Raw genomic sequence first — 21,480 nt, forward strand, 5'->3', positions numbered from 1 at the left:
CATCGACTCCATCGCCCCACTTACGGACTCGCCCCACCATGTTCCCTACCCTGTTGCCCTTCCTGTTATTCGCTTTTGTAGCCTCCATCACCCCTGGCCCCACCAATATCCTGGTGCTGAGTAACAGCGCACGGTATGGCTTCAAAGCCGCGCTGCCTATCGTGCTGGGCGCATGCGCGGGGGCGGCGGGGATTGTGCTGCTGGTAGGCTGCGGCGTTGGCCAGTCGCTGGCGCACTGGCCCCGGGTGCAGGCAGCGATGCAATGGCTGGGGGTCGCCTGGCTCAGCTACCTTTCCTGGCAGATCTTCAGCGCCCCCGCCGAGTCAATCGACCCGGCTGCCGTGCAAAAACCCCTGGGCCTGGCCGGCGCCGCCAGCCTGCAACTGGTCAACCCCAAGACCTGGATGATGGCCCTGGCGGTGGTGAGCGTGTTTGCCGGCAATGGCGATGAACGCCAGAGCCATGTGCTGTACCTGTCGCTGGCGTTCTTTGTGATCGCCTTGCCGTGCCTCGGCGCGTGGGCATTGCTGGGGGCTGGAAGCAGCCGAGTGTTTCGTTCGCCCAAGGCCATGCAACGGTTCAACCGCTGCATGGCGGTGTTGTTGCTGGTCTCAAGCTGGCTGAGCGTCTGGGTGTAGACACAACCGTTCGTCGGCACTGTCATTTTTCACAGCTATCCGCTATCGGGGCTGCGGGTGTTTGATTTCCCTTGCCTATATGCACAGACAGCGCTGTGCGTGACTTCCAGCAAGGAGTGGTCAGCATGCCCAACCAACCGATCGACCCCGATGACAATGCCTCGGTCATTGAAGACCCAGGTGTACCTGTTTCCGACAGCCCCCTGGCCCTCCTTGAGCCCGCGCCCCTGCCGGTGATCACAGCTGAAGACCTGGCCCCGCCCTATTCGGCGTTCCCGCCGGTCTCGCTTGACCAGTATCCCGATGAACCTTACGCCTATGGCCTGGGCATTCGGCATGTTCAGCCCTATGCGTATTTCGTCCTGGAAAAATGGCACACCTGGGCCATCTTCGACGCCTTTGAGTTGTACCTCAATAACGATCTTCAGGCGTCTGGTGTCGTCGAGATGGACCAGGATCGTTATGGCATGTACGTCATCGCCGAACGCATGCCTGAAGGTGAAGTTCAAGTGCGCGCGCGGGTAGTGCGCGCAGGCAGCGGCCAGGAAAGCACCTCGCCGCCGCAAAGCATATTGATCAAGACCACCCGTCCCGGCGGGATTGAGAACAATGGTGACGACAAATGGCACAGTAAACTGAGCCTGAGTGTCGACGGCTTGCCCGAAAGCAGCACGATCAACATGGACACGATCAGTCGCGGGTTATACGCCGTGATTGCGCCCTATCCGAACGTGCGCAAGAACGACACCATTGAGTTCTATTGGGACGGAGTTGAGATCAGGCACCTGGTCACGGCCACCGAGGCCGCCGGTATCCAGCCGATCAGGGTATTTATCAGCAAGGAAAATATTCTCAAGGGCGGCCTCAACGGCGCACTCACCCTGCGCTTCAGGGTGTTCGATGTGGTTCAGAATTACTCAGGGGAAAAATACCAGTACTCCAAGCCGTATGGACTGGTCGCCGAACTGGACCCCAGCTTGATGAGCGCGCCGTTTTTCCTGGTGGATGACGCGGAAAGCCGGCAAATCGATTACGACACGCAAAGTAATTCACTGTTCGAAATCCTGTTGCAGACCCCACGGGTGACACCGGCCCCGCTGCCCCCAAACCAGGTCACGATTACCCTGACGGCCACACTGGCGGACGGCACGATCGAAGAACTGGTGCTTGATCCTGTCGAAGTCAGGAACGGTCGGGAAGAGATCTTCCCGGTGGACCGCGATTTGATCGAGCGCGTCATCGGCGGCTCGTTCAGGGCTTCATTCGTCTGGCACACCGCCACCGGTGGCCACCTCGGGCAGTCTGGCAGTGTCACCGTGACGGTGGTGGGTACACCGACCTCGATGCCGGCAGTGACCGTGACCCCGAGCGAGTTGGGCCTGATCAACCCGGACGATGATGCGTTTATCAGCATCCCGTCCTACCAGCCACACGCCTACGATTCGATGGAAACCCTGGTCATCGAGCAGATCGTTCCAGGGGGCGGTGGAATGCGCTATTCCGACCCGCAACTGGCCGGGGACCAGGGTGGCACGCGCCGGGTTCCAAGCGAAATACTGCAACAGTTCAAGGGGCTCGGTGATGTCGCGGTGTATTACCTGGTCGATGACGGCGCAGACAGCCAGTTGCATGCCTACGGTGCGCTGATTGAACGCAAATCCCGGGTGCTGACAGTACGCATCGACGAACGCCTCGAAACCATGCCTGCTCCCACCCTGCAGGGGGCGATTGACGACAACGTTGACCCGGTTGACGTAGTGGGCGACAGCGTGCTGCTGACGCTACCCTATACGGCAACCAGGAGCCGCGACCATATCCAATGGAACATTGTGGGCACGGGTACAGGCGGTTCCGCCAGCGGTTCGGTGACGATCAACGGTGCGACACAGGGCCAGCCACTGGTACTGCCGGTGAGCCGTGCGGTGCTGGATAACAACTTCGATGGCCAACTGCGCATCACCTACAGCCTGGAACGCGAAACCCCGCTGCCGAAACTCACCTTGCGCTCGTTTACAACCCTCCTGACCGTGGGCCGTGGCGTGGAACTGGATGCGCCTGAAGTCGTGGAAGCCGAGCAGTACCCTGACCGGCTTGACCCGCTGGCGGCTCAATCGGGTGCAACGGTGCTGGTGAAATACCGGCGCATGCGCGAGAGCGAATCGTTTTCAGTGAAATGGGTGACGGCCGATCTGCTGGGCAGCACCGTCGAAACGGGTTGGGGCAACCCCGACACCAATGAAGTGGGTGTACCGATAGAGGCTCGTACCATTGCCAAGGGCATTCGCAACGAGCGTAACCGCATCAGTGTGCAATACAGTTTTACCCGCAGCGGGTTTCTCCATGAGTCGGATACTCTGAACCTGGACCTGCTGCCGTTGAGTGGCTTACCCACACCAACCATCGACGGGGTCGGCAACAGCGTGATCCTGCCGACGAACGAGCTTGTTGCTCAAGCCCGCATCCGTGTGGCGGCCTGGCCTTTGGCCTTTGAAGAGCAGTTCATGTGGCTGCAATACACGGGTACCAACACCGACGGCAGTGCGTTCAACCTGGACACTTTTATCGCCGCCCCTGTTGGAGAAAGCGCCACCCTGGGTGTCTCGCAACCCATACCGTTGGCGGAGCTGCAAGGTCTCAGGAACGAGTCGCACCTGACCATTCGCTTCTGGGTCAGCCTGGCCGAAAGCACTGATAAAAACACCGCAGTATTGTTTGGTGTACGCGAGCATATTATCCAGTCGATCCCCGCCACATTGCCGCGCCCGGCCTTTGCCAATCTGCAGGGCGCCACCTTGACCATCGACCCACAGGACTGGCAGAACAACGCCTATGTGGCGGTGGCCTATAACGAAATGACCGCGGCCCACCGCATCGCCCTCGAGTGGATTTACCCGAACGGCACCATGGCGACCATCCCGGCGCAGAACGGTAACACCAATAAGCGCGTCGACTTTCAGATCAGCCGGGACATCCTCGCCAATAGCGCGGGCAAATTGATCGAGCTCCGTTATATGGCGACGATAGGGACGAATATTGTCCCGTCAGAGCCCCAGAAGCTGAGCGTTAACCGCGTTCCGTCGTCGGCCCTGCCTCGGCCGTCTATTAATGGGATTGCCAATGGCGGCGTTCTGAACCTGAACAATTTCAGCGGTAATGCCACGCTCAGCGTTGCACCATGGCCGTTGGCTGTTGCAGGGCAGAAGGTTTGGGTACAACTCTCCAGGTCCGGTAGCGCGCCTTTGAACGTGCTGACAAACTACAGCCTGCAGGCGGGAGAAGTATCTACCGGCTTGGTGAATAAGCCTGTGCTGCGCTCATGGCTGGATGGGCTACCCAACAACAGCACCATTACCGTAACCTGCAAAGTGGCTTTTGATGGCAGTAGTGTTGAGTCAGCCGCCATTACCTTCCCCATTGCAAGTTACAGCATTATCTCTTCACTGAGGATCGATCAAAGCCAGCTTAATTTGAATGGTATTAAGGTGATCACTAACTGGCCAGCAACCGGGCTGGACTGGCCAGGCAATACAGCAACCCGCACAGCAAGCGGCGGCGTGAGTAACTATAGCTACGCTTCCAGCAACCCTAATGTTGCTTTTGTGGACGCCAACACAGGCAAAGTAACCGGCCTCCGTAACGGTCAAGCGACTATTACTGTGAGAGACAGGAACAACGTCTCGCGAGCGTACGCAGTGGTTGTTTCCAATATTTTTCAACTACGCATTAACGAAACACAGCAATCTCCACAAGCTCAAATAAATTGGATGAGATCAATTGGAGGCAGCATAGTTTCCAGTTGGACGCTACTGCAAACACGCTACACCCCTCCGGCTCGCTCAATTCCGTACGGATTGTGTTATTTCGATGCTAGCGGCAGGTGGTATTACTTTGTTCAGGCGTCAAACAGCGGAACACCAATTTACTCCATTAACGGACTGCCGAATTGGCCGGCATGGTGCATCACTCCGTTTTAGCAAATAACCGGGACAGATTTATTCAACTCCCAAAAACCCACCCACAAAAAAAGGAAGCCTCGGCTTCCTTTTTTCTTTACCCCTGTTTCCTAGAAGTCGTAACGCACTCCCACATTAACCCCCCACGGCTGATCCACCTTCTTGCCCTGGGCATGTTCAATATCAGCGTGCAGCTTGACGTTCTTCGACACCGACATCGCCACGCCCGCTGCCACTTCAATACGCGAACCGAACACATCGTTGTTGAAGCGCTGGTCGTTCACCTTGACCTTGTTGCTGTGGTTGAACTCATGGGCCAACGCTGTACGCAGGTAGGGCTGCAGCACCCCGCCGCTCTCCAGCTGGATATTCTTGCCACCTGTCACGCCGAGCTTGCCCACCACGGAGGCGCTGCGATCACCCTTGGCCTGCAGGCCATTGTCCAGCTCGTAACTTTGCGCCTGGATAATCGCTGTGCTCAGTTGCGAGTACGGTTCTACAAAGTAACCATCGTCGAGCTTGATATGCCGGCCGACTTCCGCCGATGCGCTCACGGCATTCTGCGTGTAGTTGCCCTTGGCACGCTTGCCGTCGCTCATGGTCACGTTGACCTCGTTGTGCAAGCGGTTGAGCTTGACCACGCCGTCGAAGTACAGCCCGCTCTCGTCGTCGATCCAGGTGGCATACCCCCCCAGGTAGTAGCTGTTGACCTTGCCGCTGCCGGAAGTGTTGGCGCTGATGTCGGACGTGCTGTGACCCGCCATGACACCGGCCATCCACTGGCCATCTCCGCCCGACAATGGCGCATCGGCACCCAGGCTCAGGCCACGCTGGTTTTGCGTGTAGCCACCACCGTCCTTGTTCCCGGCTACCTCGTATTTGTTGCCGTAGCCACGCATCCAGAACCCGTTGCTCTGGCCGTCGCTGAAACGCAGTTCACCCATGCGGGTACGCAGCAGGGACATCTCGCCGTACAGCACGGTGGGGGCCGTGTTGAACAACGCCATTACGGTTTTGGTGCTGTTGCTGGTGCCACGACGGTTAGGGTCGAGGTACCAGTCGGTGTCTTCCTTCTTCAGCCCGTAGGAATAGGCGCCCACATCCACGGTGTCGCCGTCCAGCGAGAAGTGCGCATCGCCACCTTCGGTGTGCACCACACGAATCGGCAAGGCACTCGCCAACTCGGAGCCGGTCGCCGCCAACAGCAGGCTGTGGTTGCCCGTGGCAACCCCGTTGACGTTGAGCAAGTCGGTCTGGCCGGTGCTGAAGTCGGTGTGCATCACATAGCTGCCGTCACCCGACAGGCTGTTGACGTCCAACTGGAAGAACTCATCGGCGCCGCCAAAGTGCACGGTGCCGCCGCCCATGATCAAGTCGCCGACTGAACTGTCATCCACCAGCATCCAGTGGGACGCTGAATTGACGCTCAACACGGCGACGTTCTGCAGTTTGCCGGTGAGCCAGGAGCCATTGTTGAGCTGCAACCTGGCGGTGCTGCCGTCTTCGGCCACGACATCGCCGACCAGGAAGCTGCGGTCGACGTTCATGTTGGCGGTGGCGCCGTTCATGACTTCCAGCAGCACACCGTTTGCGCCGGTCAGCGTGGAGCCATTGAGTACATGAATATCAGCAAGGGTGGATTCCCCGGGCCGGAACGAGCCGACCTGAATCGCCGAACCGGTCTTGCCCTCGACGCTCGAGCGGTCGAGGATCAGGCTGCTGGCCAAAGTCGGGTCGTTATCCACGCCCATCTTCACGCCAATGTCTCCACCAACGATGCTGGTATTGAACGCACGGGCCTGGCCATTGAACAGTTCGATACCCACGCCATCATCTGCGGTCGCCTCGACACGCGAATCGGTCAGGTCCAGCACACTGTGGGCACTGGCCGAGGCACCGCGGGTGCTGCCGGTGATGTGACTGTTGACGACCGTGACGCTGGAACCATTGGTGGCGCCCAGGGAACGGGCCGCTGCCAGCCCGGTTCCGTTGTTGTGGGTAATGTTGCTGTTGGTGATCAGCACGTTGCTGCCCGTGACATGAACCCCGGCCCTTGCCGAATCCCGCGCAACGACGTCCGAACCATCGATGCGGATGTCGGAGTTGATTGCGGCAATGTCCCGGGTGCTGCTGCCGGCATTGACAATCAGGGTTGCGGAATTGGCAGTGATTTGCAGGGTGGGCACTCCCAGAACCGTCAGGCGGGAACCTGCACGCAATTCAAAAGTGTCAGGGCGCGGGCCAGGCCCCGCCATTTCATCCGGGCCGGTCACGACACGCGCTTCGGACAGCTGCGCCATGAGCATCAGCAGTGTGACGGCCTTGGCCTTGAAGGCAAGGCTTAAGGGAGTTGGTTTGAAATTGAATGGAGCTGACATCTTTACGGACCTCTGGGTTGGCGTTCCTTTACGGAAAAAAACTGGCCGGTTCCGAAAAGCGTGTGGACCCTGCCAATCAAGCGGCGCCCAAGGTACCCAGAGCTGTTCCCAACATCTGTAGGACTAATCCCAAGGTGCTGTGCTGAAAGTGAATGCAGTTTGTAGTCGACCCAACGGCAAAAATGCCAAAGAGGAGCAAGGCTCCTCTTTGGCATTAGGGCTCAAACAAGTATCAAGGAAGCGGGACGGCAGTACCGTCGCAGAAAAAGCCATTCGTTCCACCTATCCGAACCCCGCGAACAAGAGGATGCGCTTCATCGGAAGGTAATGGTCCTTCAGGCAGGTTGATGGTGTACCAGATCCGCGCGGAGCCGGCCAGCCTTGCACCCGAGTTGGGCTGGATGGGTTTGTAGATGGTCTCATAGGGCCCCAGGAGCAACTCGAACCCAGAATTGATCATGGCTTGCGTGAGCGGTATGGAGTCCACACGACCCACTGCTGCCGGGACCTCTATCGTTCCTGCATTGTCGCTGTAGCCCTGCCAGTGCAGCGTAACCACCATCCTCAGTTCAAAGTGCTCCGAAGGCGGGATAAACACCACAACGTTTCCGGGAGGATTTTCAGGCCTGAACGTAGCGCAGTTGATCGCCCCTGCGTCCGACAGATGTCGTACCACCGGCGGGGCAAGCTCTTTGAAGTTGGCATTCACCGTCACCGTCGTGTCAGGGGAAAACTGGCGGTTGGTGCTGGCCCCTTGGGCAATGGTGTAGAACACCGTCTTGCGGCCATTGCCATGACGCTCAATGAAGCTCCACGGGATTGAGAGCGGAATCACCTGGCCAGCCGAGGCGCCGGTCACCGGTTGGGTAGCAACGAGTTCGCCCGAATAGTAAAGGCGGATCGTAAAGTCGCTGGCATCCGGTGTGGGTGCCGTACTCCATAACGTTACCCGAGCAATTGCAGGCCGGTTGGCGTGGTCGCGCTCCAGTTCGTCGTCGGGGCCCTCGGTACCGGTTGCGTCCACCCCGTTCACGACTACGGGCAGCAGGTCATCGTTGATCGGGTCCGGGCCAATGGGAGTGGGGCCGACAACAAACAGGTCCAGGTTGACGGTGGTGGTCGGTGTCGCCGGGTTGTTGACAGACCGCCGCCGCACCACATAGGAAACCGTCAACGGCAATAGCCCTCGAGTGGCGCCATACAGGATTTCCAGCACCCTGTACGGAACGTAAACCTCCGCCGGGAAACGGCTGTTGCCCAGTGGCTGGGCCTCCAAGGGAACGGTGGTGATGCTTGTCCTCAATGTGACGAGGAATTCATCTCCATCGACGCCGCGCAGAAAGTTCGTATATTCAGGAATACGCACGATCATGCCGCCGTCCAGCGCAACGTCTGCCCGATCAATCAATACATCGCCGGGGGGTGAGGTTCGGTCAACCAGGGGGGCCAGCAGGTTCTCGGGCGCTGGAAACAGGCCCACGTCCATCTCGTAGGCAGTCGAAAGCCGCGCCCAATTCCCTGCCGCGTCGAACAACTCATACCGCAAATTGCGCAGGCCATCCGGATTGGCGTCAACCACGGATAATGGCAATGGAAAGCTCAGGTCCGCAGGCAGATTCCAGCGTGGCGAAGGATCGGGCGGGTTGGGTGCATAGGGCGTATCGGAGCCATTATAGTAAAGATACGCCCAATCGCCGTCTGCCCGACCATGCGCCACATAATCCGGGATCGTAAACACTGCAGACTCATTGGGCTTGCTTTCAAAGTAGTCGCGGTCGGCAGGTGTCGGCAGGTCGGCAGGCGGAATCGGCGCCGGCGGTGCATCGGGGGAAATGGCATACGGTGGTGTCAGGTCAACGACAACGGTCTGCGGATCTGATTCGGAATAGTTGTCAACGCCACGTACGTTAATTCCGTACTTGATTTGGTACCGCCCCGCGGGCCGCCGACCTTGAGCAATGTTCACCGGTGTCTCAGGCCCTGGGGCAACAACGGTGAAATTATAAATGGGCGTGCCCCACTCGGTGTCATCGAAATTTTTCCACCAAACAGTGACAATATCGTCAAGCGTCGGATGGGTATCGGCGTCAGGCCATAGTGGAATAGAGAAATTCAAATTCTCACGCAGGTTGTACTCCCGTGAAAGCAATCCAGGGTACCCAGGCACCTCACCTTCAAGACGACCATCAGGCAAGTAGTCAGCCGTATTGGCACTTCGATTCTTTGCATAGTTACGGATAAAGTCGAGCGTGTCCTTTTTCATTACGTGTCTCCAGATATTAAGACGAATTACATCTCACCCACACTTCCCTACCATTGACGTAGCCGTTCGCGTCGCGAGACAAAGCGCTTGCACGCCTATCACACGCCGACTATTCCCTGCACAACAACAAATACACCCAGTCCTTTAATCTTTGACCAACGTTGCCTTTCCATCACTAGTGCAACTAATGACATCCCCGGGTTTACAAAACCCACCCGTTGGAAAGGTCAGGTCGACACGGATATGTCCGCTCCCCTTGACGTCTGGCCGGGAGTCACCCACCTTGCCCTGGTTGCGCCACACTTCGAAACTGGCGACAGCTGAACCGTATTCGCGCATAGGCTCCAAGGTCCGGTCGAACGGTTCCACCACAACTTTAATACCGTTATCAATATGGGGTTGCAGCACCTGGATGGTTTCTTCGTATTCAGTGCCAGCAATAGGATCAACCCAGTTATTACGCGCATAGCCTTGCCAGTGAAAACGCACCTCGTCGTTAAGTTGCAGGCCGATATTGCCCGGAATCAACCAATGCACGCCATATAAAGGCGAAGGCGAAGAACAACAGGTCACATACTCGCTAGTCAGGGTGTGCTGAACTTGCGGAGGAGTAAAATCAATCAGCGCCGTCACATCGACATTCACAAAAGTTGGCGGCGACTGTTGTTCGTTGACCCCATTACTGGTGAGGTAATGGACCGGCAGACGTGGATTGACCGTCCCCTCGATCAGATTCCAGGGAATATCGGTAAACCACACCAACTGCCCTCCTACCTCCCCCAACTGCACGGGATGGCTGGCCACCGGGCCAACACCGTTCCAGAACAGACTGAGCAATTGACCCGCAACCGGATCTGCAAACAAAGGAACATATGCCTGGGCAGCCAGCCCACGATCCAGATGATTGAGCTGATTGGGAGTCTTGGAGCCGCGCCCTATCACCGTGACGCTGGCCAGGGTCGGGTTAAGCAATGCGGGCGCATTGGGATGGTCCTGGCCGGCAATCGTCAGGTCGACATTGAACCGTTCCGATAAGGAACGAAATGGAGGCAGGGCTCCGCGAATGATTTCGTAGCGCACCACCGCCGCTTCGGGAACCAGTACAGGCGCAGGCCCCCTGAGGGTCAGCCATGGAATTTCCACATCACAAGGGAAGCTCAGTACCGGCTGCGGGACTGTCGGACGGGCATTCCAATAGGCGATTACCTGGTCCCCCGGCGCCCAATCGTCGTAGGCGGGGTCAATGCGCATGAACACGCCACCACGTGCATCATCGCGCTTGATCAGGCTGTCGTCGTATGCCGGTGGCCGAATTTGCGGACGCGGCAAGTTGCTCGGCAACGGCGTCAGTGCCAGCTGAAACAGCAGTCCGGCACTCTGGCTGCTGAAATTGCCTGCCTCGTCAAAAATGCGGTAGAAAATATAGGCGTCACCGTTGTTCAACCTGCGAAAAATATCGGGGTCCACGTAAGCAACCAGCGGGTCTGAGGCTAACGCGATCACGTACTCGGCGTCCGCCGCGCTTAGCGGCGGGTTATCCCGGTTGGACAGGTAGAATTCAATCCGGTCCTTGTCCGAGCGCACGGTGTAAAACGGAATATTGAACGCCAGCGGCACGTTATCGAGCAGGTATTGCTCATCGACGTTCGGGGTCGGGGCAACTACAAAATCCACAGTATCCAGAGGGTTCAGTAACTCAGGCGAATCCAGATCGATGGTGAGTGTTCTCCTGGGATTCAGCACACTGACGCCGCCAAAGGAGTCCTGAACCGTGTAGTAGAGTTGCGCGGTGCCGGAGCCCTCGTCAGTCAATCGTGACAGGGGCACCTCCAGTGAGATCACCGCTGGCAAAGGGGGTGGCGGGCCAAACACCTGCCGCGAATCAACCACCTCATCGACACCCGCCCACACCCAGCGGAGGCGCACGATGTGCGGCTCATCCAGCAGCGGCTCGGGTCGCGGGTTCCACATCGGAATGTTGACCTGCAGCGGGCCCTGCAGGCGCGAGCGCGGGATCACGCCCCGGGGGTCACCACTGTCGACGCCGGGTATGTCCATCGGGTCCAGCAACACAGTGCCCCCGTCGTCTGCGCCCAAGGGTTTGATCAGGTAAGTGGATTCAGAGGCGTCAGACATGGGTTTAATCCTCAACACGGTGGACAGTGGCCTGCCGGCAGGCGGCGTGTGTATACCAAGTGGCGTTGAGAGAATTAAGCGCCCGATTCCTTCGTCCGGATACTGTCAGAATTAACAGGTAGACCCCTCCATTCGTCGCTTTTGCTCGGCCTTGCTGCCAGGGCGGTTACTGAGCAGCGCTTGACGAAATTTCCTACTTGGTGTTTGCTGAAACCGGTTTCAGCGATTGGTTTCTCCTTGGAACCCAGATAAATCCAATAAGAAAGGCCCGCCGCCGTGACTACTTTTTCCGCCGCCCAACGCAGCCGCGTGACCATGCTGGACGTCGCCGAGCGCGCCGGTGTGTCCAAGGCCAGCGTGTCGCGCTTTATCGGCGACGACCGTGCCCTGCTCTCCGATGCCATCGCCCTGCGCATCGAGCAGGCCATCGATGAGCTGGGCTATCGCCCCAACCAGATGGCCCGCGGCCTGAAACGCGGGCGCACCCGCCTGATCGGCATGCTGGTAGCCGATATCCGCAACCCCTATTCGATTGCCGTGATGCATGGCGTGGAAACCGCCTGCCGCCAGCACGGCTACAGCCTGGTGGTGTGCAACACCGACCGCGATGACGAGCAGGAGCGCCAGCACCTGGCGGCCCTGCGTGCCTACAATATCGAAGGGCTGATCGTGAATACCCTCGGCCATCACCTGGACCAATTGCTGGAACTGCAACGGGAAATGCCCCTGGTGCTGGTGGACCGCAAGGTCGAACCGCTGCACAGCGACCTGGTAGGGCTGGACAACCGGGTGGCGGTGCGCATGGCCGTGGAGCATCTGGAACAGCAAGGCTATCGCGACCTGCTGTTGGTGACTGAAGCCACCGACGGCACGAGCTCGCGGCTTGAGCGCCTGGACAGTTTCAAGGCGGAGATGACCAACCGTCCGACGTTGACCGGCGCCGTACTGGAGTTGGATGGCGAACTGGAACAGCGTCTGCAAAAGTTTCTAGGCAAATCCGGCCCCAAGGCGTTGTTCTGCGCCAACGGAATCGCGGCACTGGCCTGTACCCGTGCATTGAAAAATCTAGGCTGCGACCTGTTTGATGACGTAGGCCTGATCGCCCTGGATGACCTCGACTGGTACCCGCTGGTGGGCAACGGCATCACCGCCCTCGCCCAGCCCACCGAGGCCATTGGCGCCAGTGCGTTTGACTGTTTACTCAAGCGTTTGCGCGGCGATAGCCAGCCCCCACGCACCCTGGATTTCTTGCCACAACTGATTATCCGGGGCTCGACCCAATCCCTTGTGGGAGCTGGCTTGCCTGCGATAACGGTTTCTCCGGCGAAGCAGTAGGCGGCTGACCGCCGCCATCGCAGGCAAGCCAGCTCCCACACGTTTATTTTGCGAATAAAAATGAAACCGGTTTCAGAGGTCCACAACAATGCATAAATACCCCGTCTCCATCAGCCTTTCCAGTTACGGCGCCGACCTGGTCCGCCAGCAAGGCCAGTTGAGTTTCGTCGAGGTGCTGGCTGCCGCCGGCGCGCAACGCATCGAATGGCGCGAAGAGCTGCTGACCACCGAACAACCCCATGAGCTGGCGCAAGCTGCAGCCGATCAAGGCCTGGAGTGCGTGTTCTCATCGCCCCTGGAACTCTGGGTGGCCGGTCGCTCACAGCCCAATGCCGAACTGGCCGTCACCCTCGACCGCGCCCAGGCATTCGGCGCCCGCTGGCTGAAAGTCTCCCTGGGCTATTTCACCGACACCAACGACCTCGACAGCTTGAGCGCCCTGCTCAACCGGCATCCGGTCAAGCTGCTGGTGGAAAACGACCAGACCCTGCACGGCGGGCGCATCGAGCCGATGCAGCGCTTTTTCAACGAAATCGAGCGGTTGGCGGTGCCGGTGAAAATGACCTTCGATATCGGTAACTGGCAATGGCAGGACCAGTCGGCGACCACCGCTGCACGCCTGCTGGGCCGCCACGTGGATTACCTGCACTGCAAGGCCGTGGCCCGCCGCGCCGACGGCAAGCTGGTGGCTTTGCCGCCGGGCGCCGCCGACCTGCATCTGTGGGAACAACTGCTCAAGCACATGACTCAAGGTATTACCCGGGCCGTGGAATTTCCGCTGCAAGGCAATGACCTGGTGCCGGTCACCGCCCAGCAGGTCGCCACCCTCGCCGTCCTCGGCCAGCCCCGCGTGGAGAACGCACATGTCTGAGATCGATATCCTGTCGTTTGGTGAAACCATGGCGATGTTTGTCGCCGAACAGACCGGCGACCTGGCCCAGGTTGCCCAGTTTCACAAGCGTATTGCCGGCGCCGACAGCAACGTCGCCATCGGCCTGTCACGCCTGGGCTTCAACGTCGCATGGCTGAGCCGCGTGGGTGCCGATTCCCTCGGGCGCTTCGTGGTGGACACCTTGCAGAACGAAGGCCTGGACTGCACCCATGTGGCGGTGGACCCGCTGCACCCCACGGGCTTTCAACTCAAGTCCCGCGAGGAAGCCGGCGATGATCCGCAGGTGGAGTACTTCCGCCGTGGCTCGGCCGCCAGCCATCTGTCGGTCGAGGCGATCAAGCCTGAGCTGTTGCAAGCCCGGCACCTGCACGCCACCGGCATTCCGCCGGCGCTGTCGGACGCCACCCGCGACCTGTCGCGCCAGTTGATGACGCAAATGCGCGAGGCCGGGCGCAGCGTGTCCTTCGACCCGAACCTGCGCCCGTCCCTGTGGGCGAACGAGCAACGCATGATCAGCGAAATCAACGCCCTCGCCTGCCTGGCTGACTGGGTGTTGCCGGGCTTGGGCGAAGGCCGCTTGCTCACCGGTTTTGAAGACCCGGCCGACATCGCCGCGTTTTACCTGGACCAGGGCGTGGAAGCCGTGGCCATCAAGCTCGGGCCCCACGGCGCGTATTACCGCACCCAGCTGGACCAGGGGTTTGTCGCCGCCGTGCCAGTGGCCAAGGTGGTCGACACGGTCGGCGCCGGCGATGGGTTTGCCGTGGGCATGATCAGCGCGCTCCTGGAAAACCTGAGCTTCAGCGAAGCCGTGCAGCGCGGCAACTGGATCGGCAGCCGCGCGGTGCAGAGCCGTGGCGACATGGAAGGCTTGCCGTTCAGGACCGATCTGCCCCACACCCAGAAAGCCGGTTAATCAGCATCACCGAGTTACCTGTTGCCACAACTACAACAAGCTCAGGAGCAACCTTATGGAACCGTTGAAACTCGCCACCCGCCGTTGGTGGTACATCATGCCCATCGTGTTTATCACCTACAGCCTGGCGTACCTGGACCGCGCCAACTACGGCTTTGCCGCCGCCTCCGGGATGGCCGAAGACCTGATGATCACCCCGGGCATGTCGTCATTGCTCGGCGCGCTGTTCTTCCTCGGCTACTTTTTCTTCCAGGTGCCCGGTGCGATCTACGCGCAGAAACGCAGCGTGAAGAAGCTGATTTTCGTCAGCCTGATCCTGTGGGGCGGCCTGGCCACCCTGACCGGCATGGTGTCCAACGCCTACATGCTGATCGTGATCCGCTTCATGCTCGGGGTGGTCGAAGCCGCCGTGATGCCGGCGATGCTGGTGTACCTGTGCCACTGGTTCACCCGCGCGGAACGCTCGCGGGCCAACACCTTCCTGATCCTCGGCAACCCGGTGACCATGATGTGGATGTCGGTGGTCTCGGGCTACCTGGTACAGCATTTCAGCTGGCGCTGGATGTTTATCATCGAAGGTTTGCCGGCGGTGCTGTGGGCGTTTATCTGGTGGAAGCTGGCGGATGAAAAACCCGCAGACGCCAAATGGCTGAGCGCCCAGCATAAAAAAGACCTGGAAACCGCCCTCGCCGAAGAACAAGTGGGCATCAAGGCGGTAAAGAACTACGCCGAGGCCTTTCGCTCACCCAAGGTGATCATCCTGGCGCTGCAGTTTTTCTGCTGGAGCATTGGCGTGTATGGCTTCGTGCTGTGGCTGCCGTCGATCCTCAAGGCCGGCCTGAAAATGGACATGGTCGAGGCTGGCTGGCTGTCGGCGCTGCCGTACCTGGCGGCGGTGATCGGCATGCTGGCGGTGTCCTGGGGCTCGGACAAACTGCAAAAACGTAAACGTTTTGTGTGGCCACCGTTGCTGATCGCCTCCATCGCGTTTTATGCGTCCTACGTGCTCGGCGCCGAACACTTCTGGTGGTCGTACACCCTGCTGGTGATCGCCGGGGCCTGTATGTATGCGCCTTACGGGCCGTTTTTCGCAATCGTCCCGGAAATCCTCCCGGCCAACGTCGCCGGCGGCGCCATGGCGCTGATCAACAGCATGGGCGCCCTCGGTTCGTTCGGCGGTTCGTACCTGGTGGGCTACCTCAACAGCAGCACCGGATCGCCCGGCGCCTCGTACTTGCTGATGAGTGGTGCGCTGCTGGTGTCGGTGGTGTTGACGATATTTCTCAAGCCCGGCGCCAGTGACCGCGAACGCGCCCCGCTGCAATCCCTTGAATTGAAGGTAAAGACCTGATGAAAAAGTCTGTCGTGCTCTACAAGAAACTCTCTGCACCGCTGATGGCCCGCCTGCATGAACAGGCCGAGGTCACGCTTATTGAATCGCTGGATGAAAGCGGCCTGGCCAAACTGCGTGAAGCCTTGCCGACCGCTCAGGGCTTGCTCGGTGCCAGCTTGCGCCTGGATGCCAAACTGCTGGATCTGGCGCCAAACCTTGAGGCCGTGGCCAGCGTGTCGGTCGGTGTCGACAACTACGACATCGACTACCTGACCGCGCGCGGCATCCTGCTCAGCAATACCCCCGACGTGCTGACCGAAACCACCGCCGATACCGGCTTCGCCCTGATCCTGGCGACCGCCCGGCGAGTGGTGGAGCTGTCCAATATGGTGCGCGCCGGCAACTGGAACCAGAACATCGGCCCGCTGCATTTCGGCAGCGATGTACACGGCAAGACGCTTGGCATTATCGGCATGGGCCGAATTGGCGAAGCCTTGGCCCAGCGTGGGCACTTCGGGTTCGGCATGCCGGTGATCTACCACAGCCACTCGCCAAAACCTGCAGTGGAGGCGCGGTTTGACGCGCAATACCGCAGCCTGCCGGACCTGCTCCGGGAAGCCGACTTTGTGTGCCTGACCTTGCCGCTGACGGCTGAAACCGAAGGTTTGATTGGCGCTGAAGAGTTCGCGCTGATGGGCCCGGAGACGATCTTTATCAACATCTCCCGGGGCAAGGTGGTGGACGAGCCGGCGCTGATTGAGGCGTTGCAACAGCGCACGATTCGTGCGGCGGGGCTGGATGTGTTTGTGCAGGAGCCACTGCAGCATGATTCGCCGTTGTTGCGTTTGAACAATGTGGTGGCGACGCCGCATATCGGTTCAGCGACTCATGAGACGCGGGAGGCGATGGCCAAGTGCGCGGTGGACAATCTGCTGGCGGCGCTGGCGGGTGAGAAGCCGAAGAACCTGGTGAACCCAGCCGCCTGGAAACACTGATTCCTGAAACACCACAGCACCCAATGTGGGAGCGGCGGTGCGACGATTCGACTTGCTCGCGAAGGCGGTGTGTCAGCCACCGAATGCATCAACTGACACACCGCTTTCGCGAGCAAGCCCGCTCCCACATTTTTGATCGTATTTCAGGTCAGATGACGAAGCGCGCCACCATCCCGTTCAAATCCACCGCCAGGCGCGACAGCTCATGGCTGGCCGCGCTGGTCTGGTTGGCACCCGCCGCCGACTGCGTCGCCAGGTCGCGGATGTTCACCAGGTTGCGATCCACTTCGCGGGACACCTGAGCCTGTTCTTCCGAGGCACTGGCGATCACCAGGTTGCGCTCGTTGATCAGGCTGATGGACTGGGTGATCTGCTCCAGGGCCACACCGGCAGCCCGCGCCATTTCCAGGGTGCTTTGGGTGCGCTGGTTGCTCTGCTGCATGGACTGCACCGCTTCACCCGTACCGCTCTGGATGCCGGCGACCATTTTCTCGATTTCCTGGGTCGACTGCGCCGTGCGATGGGCCAGGGCCCGCACTTCGTCCGCCACCACCGCAAAACCACGCCCGGCTTCACCGGCACGCGCCGCTTCAATCGCCGCGTTGAGGGCCAGCAGGTTGGTCTGCTCGGCAATCGCGCGAATCACGTCCAGCACCTTGCCAATGTCACGGCCCTGGGTGGCCAGGCCTTCGATCAGCACCGAGGTGTTTTGCACGTCCTGGGTCATGGTCTGGATCGCGCCGACGGTTTCCACCACTCGGTCGCGCCCTTCCCGCGCAGCCTGGTTGGACTGGCTGGACGCCTCGGAGGTGGACACCGCGTTGCGCGCCACTTCTTCCACGGCGGCCGTCATTTCGTTGACCGCGGTGGCGGCCTGGTCGATTTCGTTGTTTTGCTGTTGCAGGCCTTTGGAGGCTTCTTCGGTGACGGCGCTGAGCTCTTCAGCGGCGGAGGCCAACTGCGTGGCTGAGCCGGCGATGTGCTGGATGGTCTGGCGCAGGTTGTTCTGCATCGCGGCCAGGGCGCCGAGCAGGCGGGCCGGTTCGTCCTTGCCGTCGACTTCGATGGGTTTGCTCAGGTTGCCGCCGGCGATGGATTCGGCAGCACTGACCGCCTTTTGCAGCGGAGCGACAATGCTGCGGGTCAGCAGCCAGGCCAGCAACACCGTCATCAAGGCTGCCACCACGGCGACGATGATGATCCCGGTCACAGCCTGGGAATAACTGCCTTCGGCGGCGACGTTGGCCTGATCGGCCCCGGCGCTGTTGATGGCGATCAGTTTATTCAACTGCTCGCCCATCAGGTCGGTGCCGTCCTTGATCCGGGTATTGATCAGGGTACGCATCTCCTCGACCTTGTTTTGCTGCGACAGCGACATCATCTCGGCCTGGGCGGTCAGGTAGCTGTCGAGGGTCGCGGAAAAGGCTTTGTAGACGCTGGCCTCTTCGCCCTCGGCAGGCAAGGCCGAATAGGCGGCCTGGGCCACCTTGACCTTGTCCACCAGAATGGCCGAGCGCTCCTTGGCGTCCTGCACGGCGGCCGGCTCGCGGTTGATCAGAATGCGGAAGGACAGGATGCGCAGGCGCAACACGTTTTCGGTAATGTTGCCAAGGTACTTCACGCTGGGTAACTGGTTGGTTCCCATGTCGACCGAGGCCTGGCGGATCAGCGTCATGCGGTTGACCGCAAACACCCCCAGGATAACCACAAGCAACGCAATGAACGCAAAACCAAGGAAAGCTCGGGGGGCAATATTCAGGTTACGGAGGGACATAGGTGCGCTCTCAGAAGTAGTGGCTGCGCGCGTCCCTGCCGCGACACGGTCAGTCAGCGTCAACGCGCTGCTCTGACCTTACGGCGCCACTGTTTTAATAGGTATGTGGTGCCTACAACGTTATCGGCCGGCTTGAGGATTTAATGGGGGATGTTTCGAAATATTTTTTCACACTTCTGACAACTGGCACTTTCTGGCATCCTGCGCCTCCTTTTTCCTACCCGGGCCCGTATTTTGTCTGACACTCAAACCCCTCGCCCCCGTTATAAATCCGACCTGATCTACGGCCTCGACGACCGTCCGCACTTCAGCGCGGCGATATTTGCCGCCCTGCAGCACGTGCTGGCCAGCTTTGTCGGGATCATCACCCCGACGCTGATCGTCGGCGGCGTGCTGGGCCTGGAAAGCGAAGTGCCGTACCTGGTCAGCATGGCGTTGTTTGTGTCCGGGCTCGGCACCTTTGTGCAGGCCCGCAAGTTCGGCCCAGTGGGTTCGGGCCTGCTGTGCCTGCAAGGCACCAGTTTTTCGTTTATCAGCGTGATCCTCAGTGCCGGCTTCATGGTCAAGGCCCGGGGCGGCGGCACCGATGAGATCCTGTCGACGATCTTCGGCATCTGCTTTTTCGCGGCGTTTATCGAAGTGGTGCTCAGCCAGTTCATCGGCAAGCTGCGCAAGCTGATCACCCCGGTGGTCACCGGCACCATCATTACCTTGATGGGTTTGTCGCTGATCAAGGTGGCCGTCACCGACATGGCCGGCGGTTATGGCGCCAGCGACCTGGGCGCCGCCGGCAACATGGGCCTGGCGGCCCTGGTGCTGCTGACCATCGTGGTGCTCAACCGCTTCAACAACCCGTTCCTGCGCCTGGGTTCGATCGTGATCGGCCTGACCCTGGGTTTTGTGGTGGCTTGGTGGATGGGCCGCGTCGACCTGGGCGCCCTGCCCCAGCTGCCACTGATCAGCGTACCGGTGCCGTTCAAGTACGGTTTTTCGTTCGACTGGGTGGCGTTTATCCCGGTGGCGGTGATCTTCCTGATTTCGCCCCTGGAAGCCGCCGGTGACCTGACCGCCAACTCGATGATCTCGCAACAGCCGGTCAAGGGCCCGCTGTACATCAAGCGCATCAAGTCCGGCCTGCTGGCCGACGGCCTCAACTCGGTGATGGCGGCCACCTTCAACAGCTTGCCGATGGTGACCTTCGCCCAGAACAACGGGGTGATCCAGTTGACCGGCGTGGCCAGCCGTTATGTGGCGTACTTCATTGCCGGGCTGCTGGTGCTGCTGGGGCTGTTCCCGATGATCGGCGCGGTGTTGCAACTGATGCCCAAGCCGGTACTGGGCGGCGCCACGCTGATCATGTTCGGCACCGTGGCCGTGGCCGGGATCAAGATCCTCGCCGAAGCCGGCCTGCACCGGCGCAATGTGCTGATCGTGGCGATCTCCCTGGGCATGGGCCTGGGTGTGGCAGCAGTGCCGGAAGTACTGCGCGAGCTGCCCAAGGCACTGCACAACATCTTCGAGTCGCCGATCACCGTGGGGGCGTTCTGCGCTATCGTGCTGAACATCTTCCTGCCTGAGGAGTTCATAGAGTTGGAAGAAGATGAATTTGATCCGGAAGCCTCCACCCTCAAAGTGATGCAGGACCCGGACGTCACGAAATAGGAGAACCCGTTTTATGCGCAAGCTCATGGTTTTGTCACTGCTGCTACTCACCCTGAGCGCGTGCGCGCTGTTTCCCAATCGCGACCCGGTGAACATCAACGTGGTGGGCATCGAGCCGCTGCAGAGCCAGGACCTGGAAGTGCGTTTCGCGGTGAAACTGCGCATACAGAACCCCAATGAAACCGCGATCGACTACAGCGGCGTGGCCCTGGACCTGGAGGTCAATGGCCGGCCGCTGGCGTCCGGGGTGAGTGACCAGGGTGGCTCGATCCCACGCTTTTCGGAGACGGTGCTGACGGTGCCGGTGAGCGTTTCGGCGTTTTCCGTGTTGCGCCAGACCCTTGGCTTGAGCCAGACCCAGAGTTTGAATAACCTGCCGTACGTGTTGCGCGGGAAACTCGCAGGTGGCCTGTTTGGCACCATGCGTTTTGTGGATCGCGGGACCCTGGACTTTCCCAACACTGCCACATGGTAACGACATGGATGCGCAACCTACGCTGTATACCGAACGGCTGATCCTGCGGCCGTTAACGCTGGAGGATGCCGAGGGTGTCCAGCAGCAATTTCCGCACTGGGAAGTGGTGCGTTACCTGAATGCCCTGGTGCCCTGGCCGTACCCGGCGGATGGTGCGCGCAGCTATCTGGAGCAGGTTGCATTGCCGGCGATGGCTCGGGGTGAGGAGTGGCATTGGTCGATCCGCCTGAAAAGCGCGCCTGGGGTGTTGATTGGTAATGTCAGCCTGATGGATGAGGTGGACAACAACCGCGGCTTTTGGCTGGCGCCGCAGTGGCAGGGCCAGGGGTTGATGGCCGAGGCCAGTGCGGCGGTGACTGAGTATTGGTTTGAGGTGCTGGAGCGGCCCGTGATGCGCGTGCCCAAGGCGGCGCCGAACGTGGCGTCTCGCAGGATTTCCGAGCGGACGGGGATGCGGTTGGTCAGGACCGATGAGGGGCAGTTTGTCGCTGGGAGTTTGCCCAAGGATATCTGGGAGATTACCCGGGAGGAATGGCTGGGGAGTCGGCGGGGCTGAGGTGGGTTTTGGGTGTATATCCGTTATTTGGGTAACGGCTGATATGGGTTCCGCTCTTACAGCGGCTCACTTTTGAAAAGCGCAAAAGTAAGCAAAACGCTCTTGCCCCACCACTCGGCACCTCGCCTAGGCTCGGTGTGCCCTCACTCCGGCTTTGGACCGTGGGCCGCCGTC

14 protein-coding genes are annotated in these 21,480 nt (G+C 60.0%); 10 read left to right on the forward strand and 4 right to left on the reverse strand.

Features of this window, described 5'->3' with window-relative positions; translation table 11 throughout:
• Nucleotides 1–38 precede the first annotated feature (38 nt).
• The gene (locus tag HX807_RS28990) at nt 39–638 is read left to right on the forward strand and encodes a LysE family translocator (RefSeq protein ID WP_177051886.1); all 600 of its coding nucleotides are present in this window, start codon (nt 39–41) and stop codon (nt 636–638) included.
• 125 nt (nt 639–763) lie between these two features.
• Nucleotides 764–4,612 (forward strand): Ig-like domain-containing protein, encoded by a 3,849-nt coding sequence (locus HX807_RS28995; RefSeq protein WP_177051887.1) that lies wholly within the window; start codon nt 764–766, stop codon nt 4,610–4,612.
• 89 nt (nt 4,613–4,701) lie between these two features.
• Here the strand turns inward: HX807_RS28995 and HX807_RS29000 are convergent, their stop codons facing one another.
• The 3 genes from HX807_RS29000 to HX807_RS29010 all read right to left on the reverse strand — a co-directional run bounded on the left by HX807_RS29000 (nt 4,702) and on the right by HX807_RS29010 (nt 11,368).
• A complete protein-coding gene (locus tag HX807_RS29000) occupies nt 4,702–6,969 on the reverse strand; it encodes an autotransporter outer membrane beta-barrel domain-containing protein (RefSeq protein WP_177051888.1) in 2,268 nt (755 codons plus the stop codon).
• Between the two features lie 232 nt (nt 6,970–7,201).
• Nucleotides 7,202–9,232, reverse strand: a complete 2,031-nt coding sequence (locus tag HX807_RS29005; protein ID WP_177051889.1) for a hypothetical protein — start codon at nt 9,230–9,232, stop codon at nt 7,202–7,204.
• Nucleotides 9,233–9,376: 144 nt separating this feature from the next.
• Complete coding sequence (locus HX807_RS29010) at nt 9,377–11,368, reverse strand: hypothetical protein (protein WP_177051890.1); 1,992 nt, start codon at nt 11,366–11,368, stop codon at nt 9,377–9,379.
• A 276-nt stretch (nt 11,369–11,644) separates the two neighbouring features.
• On the opposite strand from HX807_RS29010, the gene HX807_RS29015 reads away from it, so the two are divergent.
• The 5 genes from HX807_RS29015 to HX807_RS29035 all read left to right on the forward strand — a co-directional run bounded on the left by HX807_RS29015 (nt 11,645) and on the right by HX807_RS29035 (nt 16,839).
• Nucleotides 11,645–12,703 carry a LacI family DNA-binding transcriptional regulator gene (locus tag HX807_RS29015; RefSeq protein ID WP_177021196.1) on the forward strand — a complete coding sequence of 353 codons (1,059 nt, stop codon included), beginning with the start codon at nt 11,645–11,647 and terminating at the stop codon, nt 12,701–12,703.
• Between the two features lie 88 nt (nt 12,704–12,791).
• Entirely contained in the window at nt 12,792–13,574 is a 783-nt protein-coding gene (locus HX807_RS29020) for a sugar phosphate isomerase/epimerase (RefSeq protein WP_177009633.1), read from the forward strand.
• Nucleotides 13,567–14,511 (forward strand): sugar kinase, encoded by a 945-nt coding sequence (locus HX807_RS29025; RefSeq protein ID WP_003214077.1) that lies wholly within the window; start codon nt 13,567–13,569, stop codon nt 14,509–14,511. Before HX807_RS29020 ends, HX807_RS29025 begins: the two co-directional genes overlap by 8 nt.
• Nucleotides 14,512–14,566: 55 nt before the next feature.
• Complete coding sequence (locus tag HX807_RS29030; RefSeq protein ID WP_003214078.1) at nt 14,567–15,862, forward strand: MFS transporter; 1,296 nt, start codon at nt 14,567–14,569, stop codon at nt 15,860–15,862.
• A complete protein-coding gene (locus HX807_RS29035; RefSeq protein WP_177051891.1) occupies nt 15,862–16,839 on the forward strand; it encodes a D-glycerate dehydrogenase in 978 nt (325 codons plus the stop codon). Before HX807_RS29030 ends, HX807_RS29035 begins: the two co-directional genes overlap by 1 nt.
• Nucleotides 16,840–16,987: 148 nt before the next feature.
• On the opposite strand, the gene HX807_RS29040 is transcribed toward HX807_RS29035, so the two are convergent.
• Nucleotides 16,988–18,613, reverse strand: coding sequence for a methyl-accepting chemotaxis protein (locus HX807_RS29040; RefSeq protein WP_003214083.1), 1,626 nt, complete (start codon nt 18,611–18,613; stop codon nt 16,988–16,990).
• Nucleotides 18,614–18,847: 234 nt separating this feature from the next.
• Between HX807_RS29040 and HX807_RS29045 the strand changes: the two genes are divergently transcribed.
• From HX807_RS29045 to HX807_RS29055, 3 genes are read left to right on the forward strand one after another with little or no spacing between them, the layout of a single operon-like run.
• Nucleotides 18,848–20,275 (forward strand): nucleobase:cation symporter-2 family protein, encoded by a 1,428-nt coding sequence (locus HX807_RS29045; protein WP_008431217.1) that lies wholly within the window; start codon nt 18,848–18,850, stop codon nt 20,273–20,275.
• A 13-nt stretch (nt 20,276–20,288) separates the two neighbouring features.
• Nucleotides 20,289–20,750 (forward strand): LEA type 2 family protein, encoded by a 462-nt coding sequence (locus tag HX807_RS29050; protein ID WP_003214086.1) that lies wholly within the window; start codon nt 20,289–20,291, stop codon nt 20,748–20,750.
• A gap of 4 nt (nt 20,751–20,754) precedes the next feature.
• On the forward strand, nt 20,755–21,306 hold the full coding sequence (locus HX807_RS29055; protein ID WP_087694381.1) for a GNAT family N-acetyltransferase: 552 nt from the start codon (nt 20,755–20,757) through the stop codon (nt 21,304–21,306).
• Nucleotides 21,307–21,480: the final 174 nt, after the last annotated feature.

The organism is Pseudomonas sp. D8002 (assembly GCF_013385695.1).
Classification (GTDB): domain Bacteria; phylum Pseudomonadota; class Gammaproteobacteria; order Pseudomonadales; family Pseudomonadaceae; genus Aquipseudomonas.

Excerpts from the sequence above, each read along its gene's own strand:
- HX807_RS29035 (WP_177051891.1), top strand. The coding sequence starts at position 15,862 with ATGAAAAAGTCTGTCGTGCTCTACAAGAAACTCTCTGCACCGCTGATG.
- HX807_RS29050 (WP_003214086.1), top strand. The coding sequence starts at position 20,289 with ATGCGCAAGCTCATGGTTTTGTCACTGCTGCTACTCACCCTGAGCGCG.
- HX807_RS29030 (WP_003214078.1), top strand. The coding sequence starts at position 14,567 with ATGGAACCGTTGAAACTCGCCACCCGCCGTTGGTGGTACATCATGCCC.
- HX807_RS29025 (WP_003214077.1), top strand. The coding sequence starts at position 13,567 with ATGTCTGAGATCGATATCCTGTCGTTTGGTGAAACCATGGCGATGTTT.
- HX807_RS29055 (WP_087694381.1), top strand. The coding sequence starts at position 20,755 with ATGGATGCGCAACCTACGCTGTATACCGAACGGCTGATCCTGCGGCCG.
- HX807_RS29040 (WP_003214083.1), bottom strand. The coding sequence starts at position 18,613 with ATGTCCCTCCGTAACCTGAATATTGCCCCCCGAGCTTTCCTTGGTTTT.
- HX807_RS29020 (WP_177009633.1), top strand. The coding sequence starts at position 12,792 with ATGCATAAATACCCCGTCTCCATCAGCCTTTCCAGTTACGGCGCCGAC.
- HX807_RS29005 (WP_177051889.1), bottom strand. The coding sequence starts at position 9,232 with ATGAAAAAGGACACGCTCGACTTTATCCGTAACTATGCAAAGAATCGA.
- HX807_RS29000 (WP_177051888.1), bottom strand. The coding sequence starts at position 6,969 with ATGTCAGCTCCATTCAATTTCAAACCAACTCCCTTAAGCCTTGCCTTC.
- HX807_RS28990 (WP_177051886.1), top strand. The coding sequence starts at position 39 with ATGTTCCCTACCCTGTTGCCCTTCCTGTTATTCGCTTTTGTAGCCTCC.
- HX807_RS28995 (WP_177051887.1), top strand. The coding sequence starts at position 764 with ATGCCCAACCAACCGATCGACCCCGATGACAATGCCTCGGTCATTGAA.
- HX807_RS29010 (WP_177051890.1), bottom strand. The coding sequence starts at position 11,368 with ATGTCTGACGCCTCTGAATCCACTTACCTGATCAAACCCTTGGGCGCA.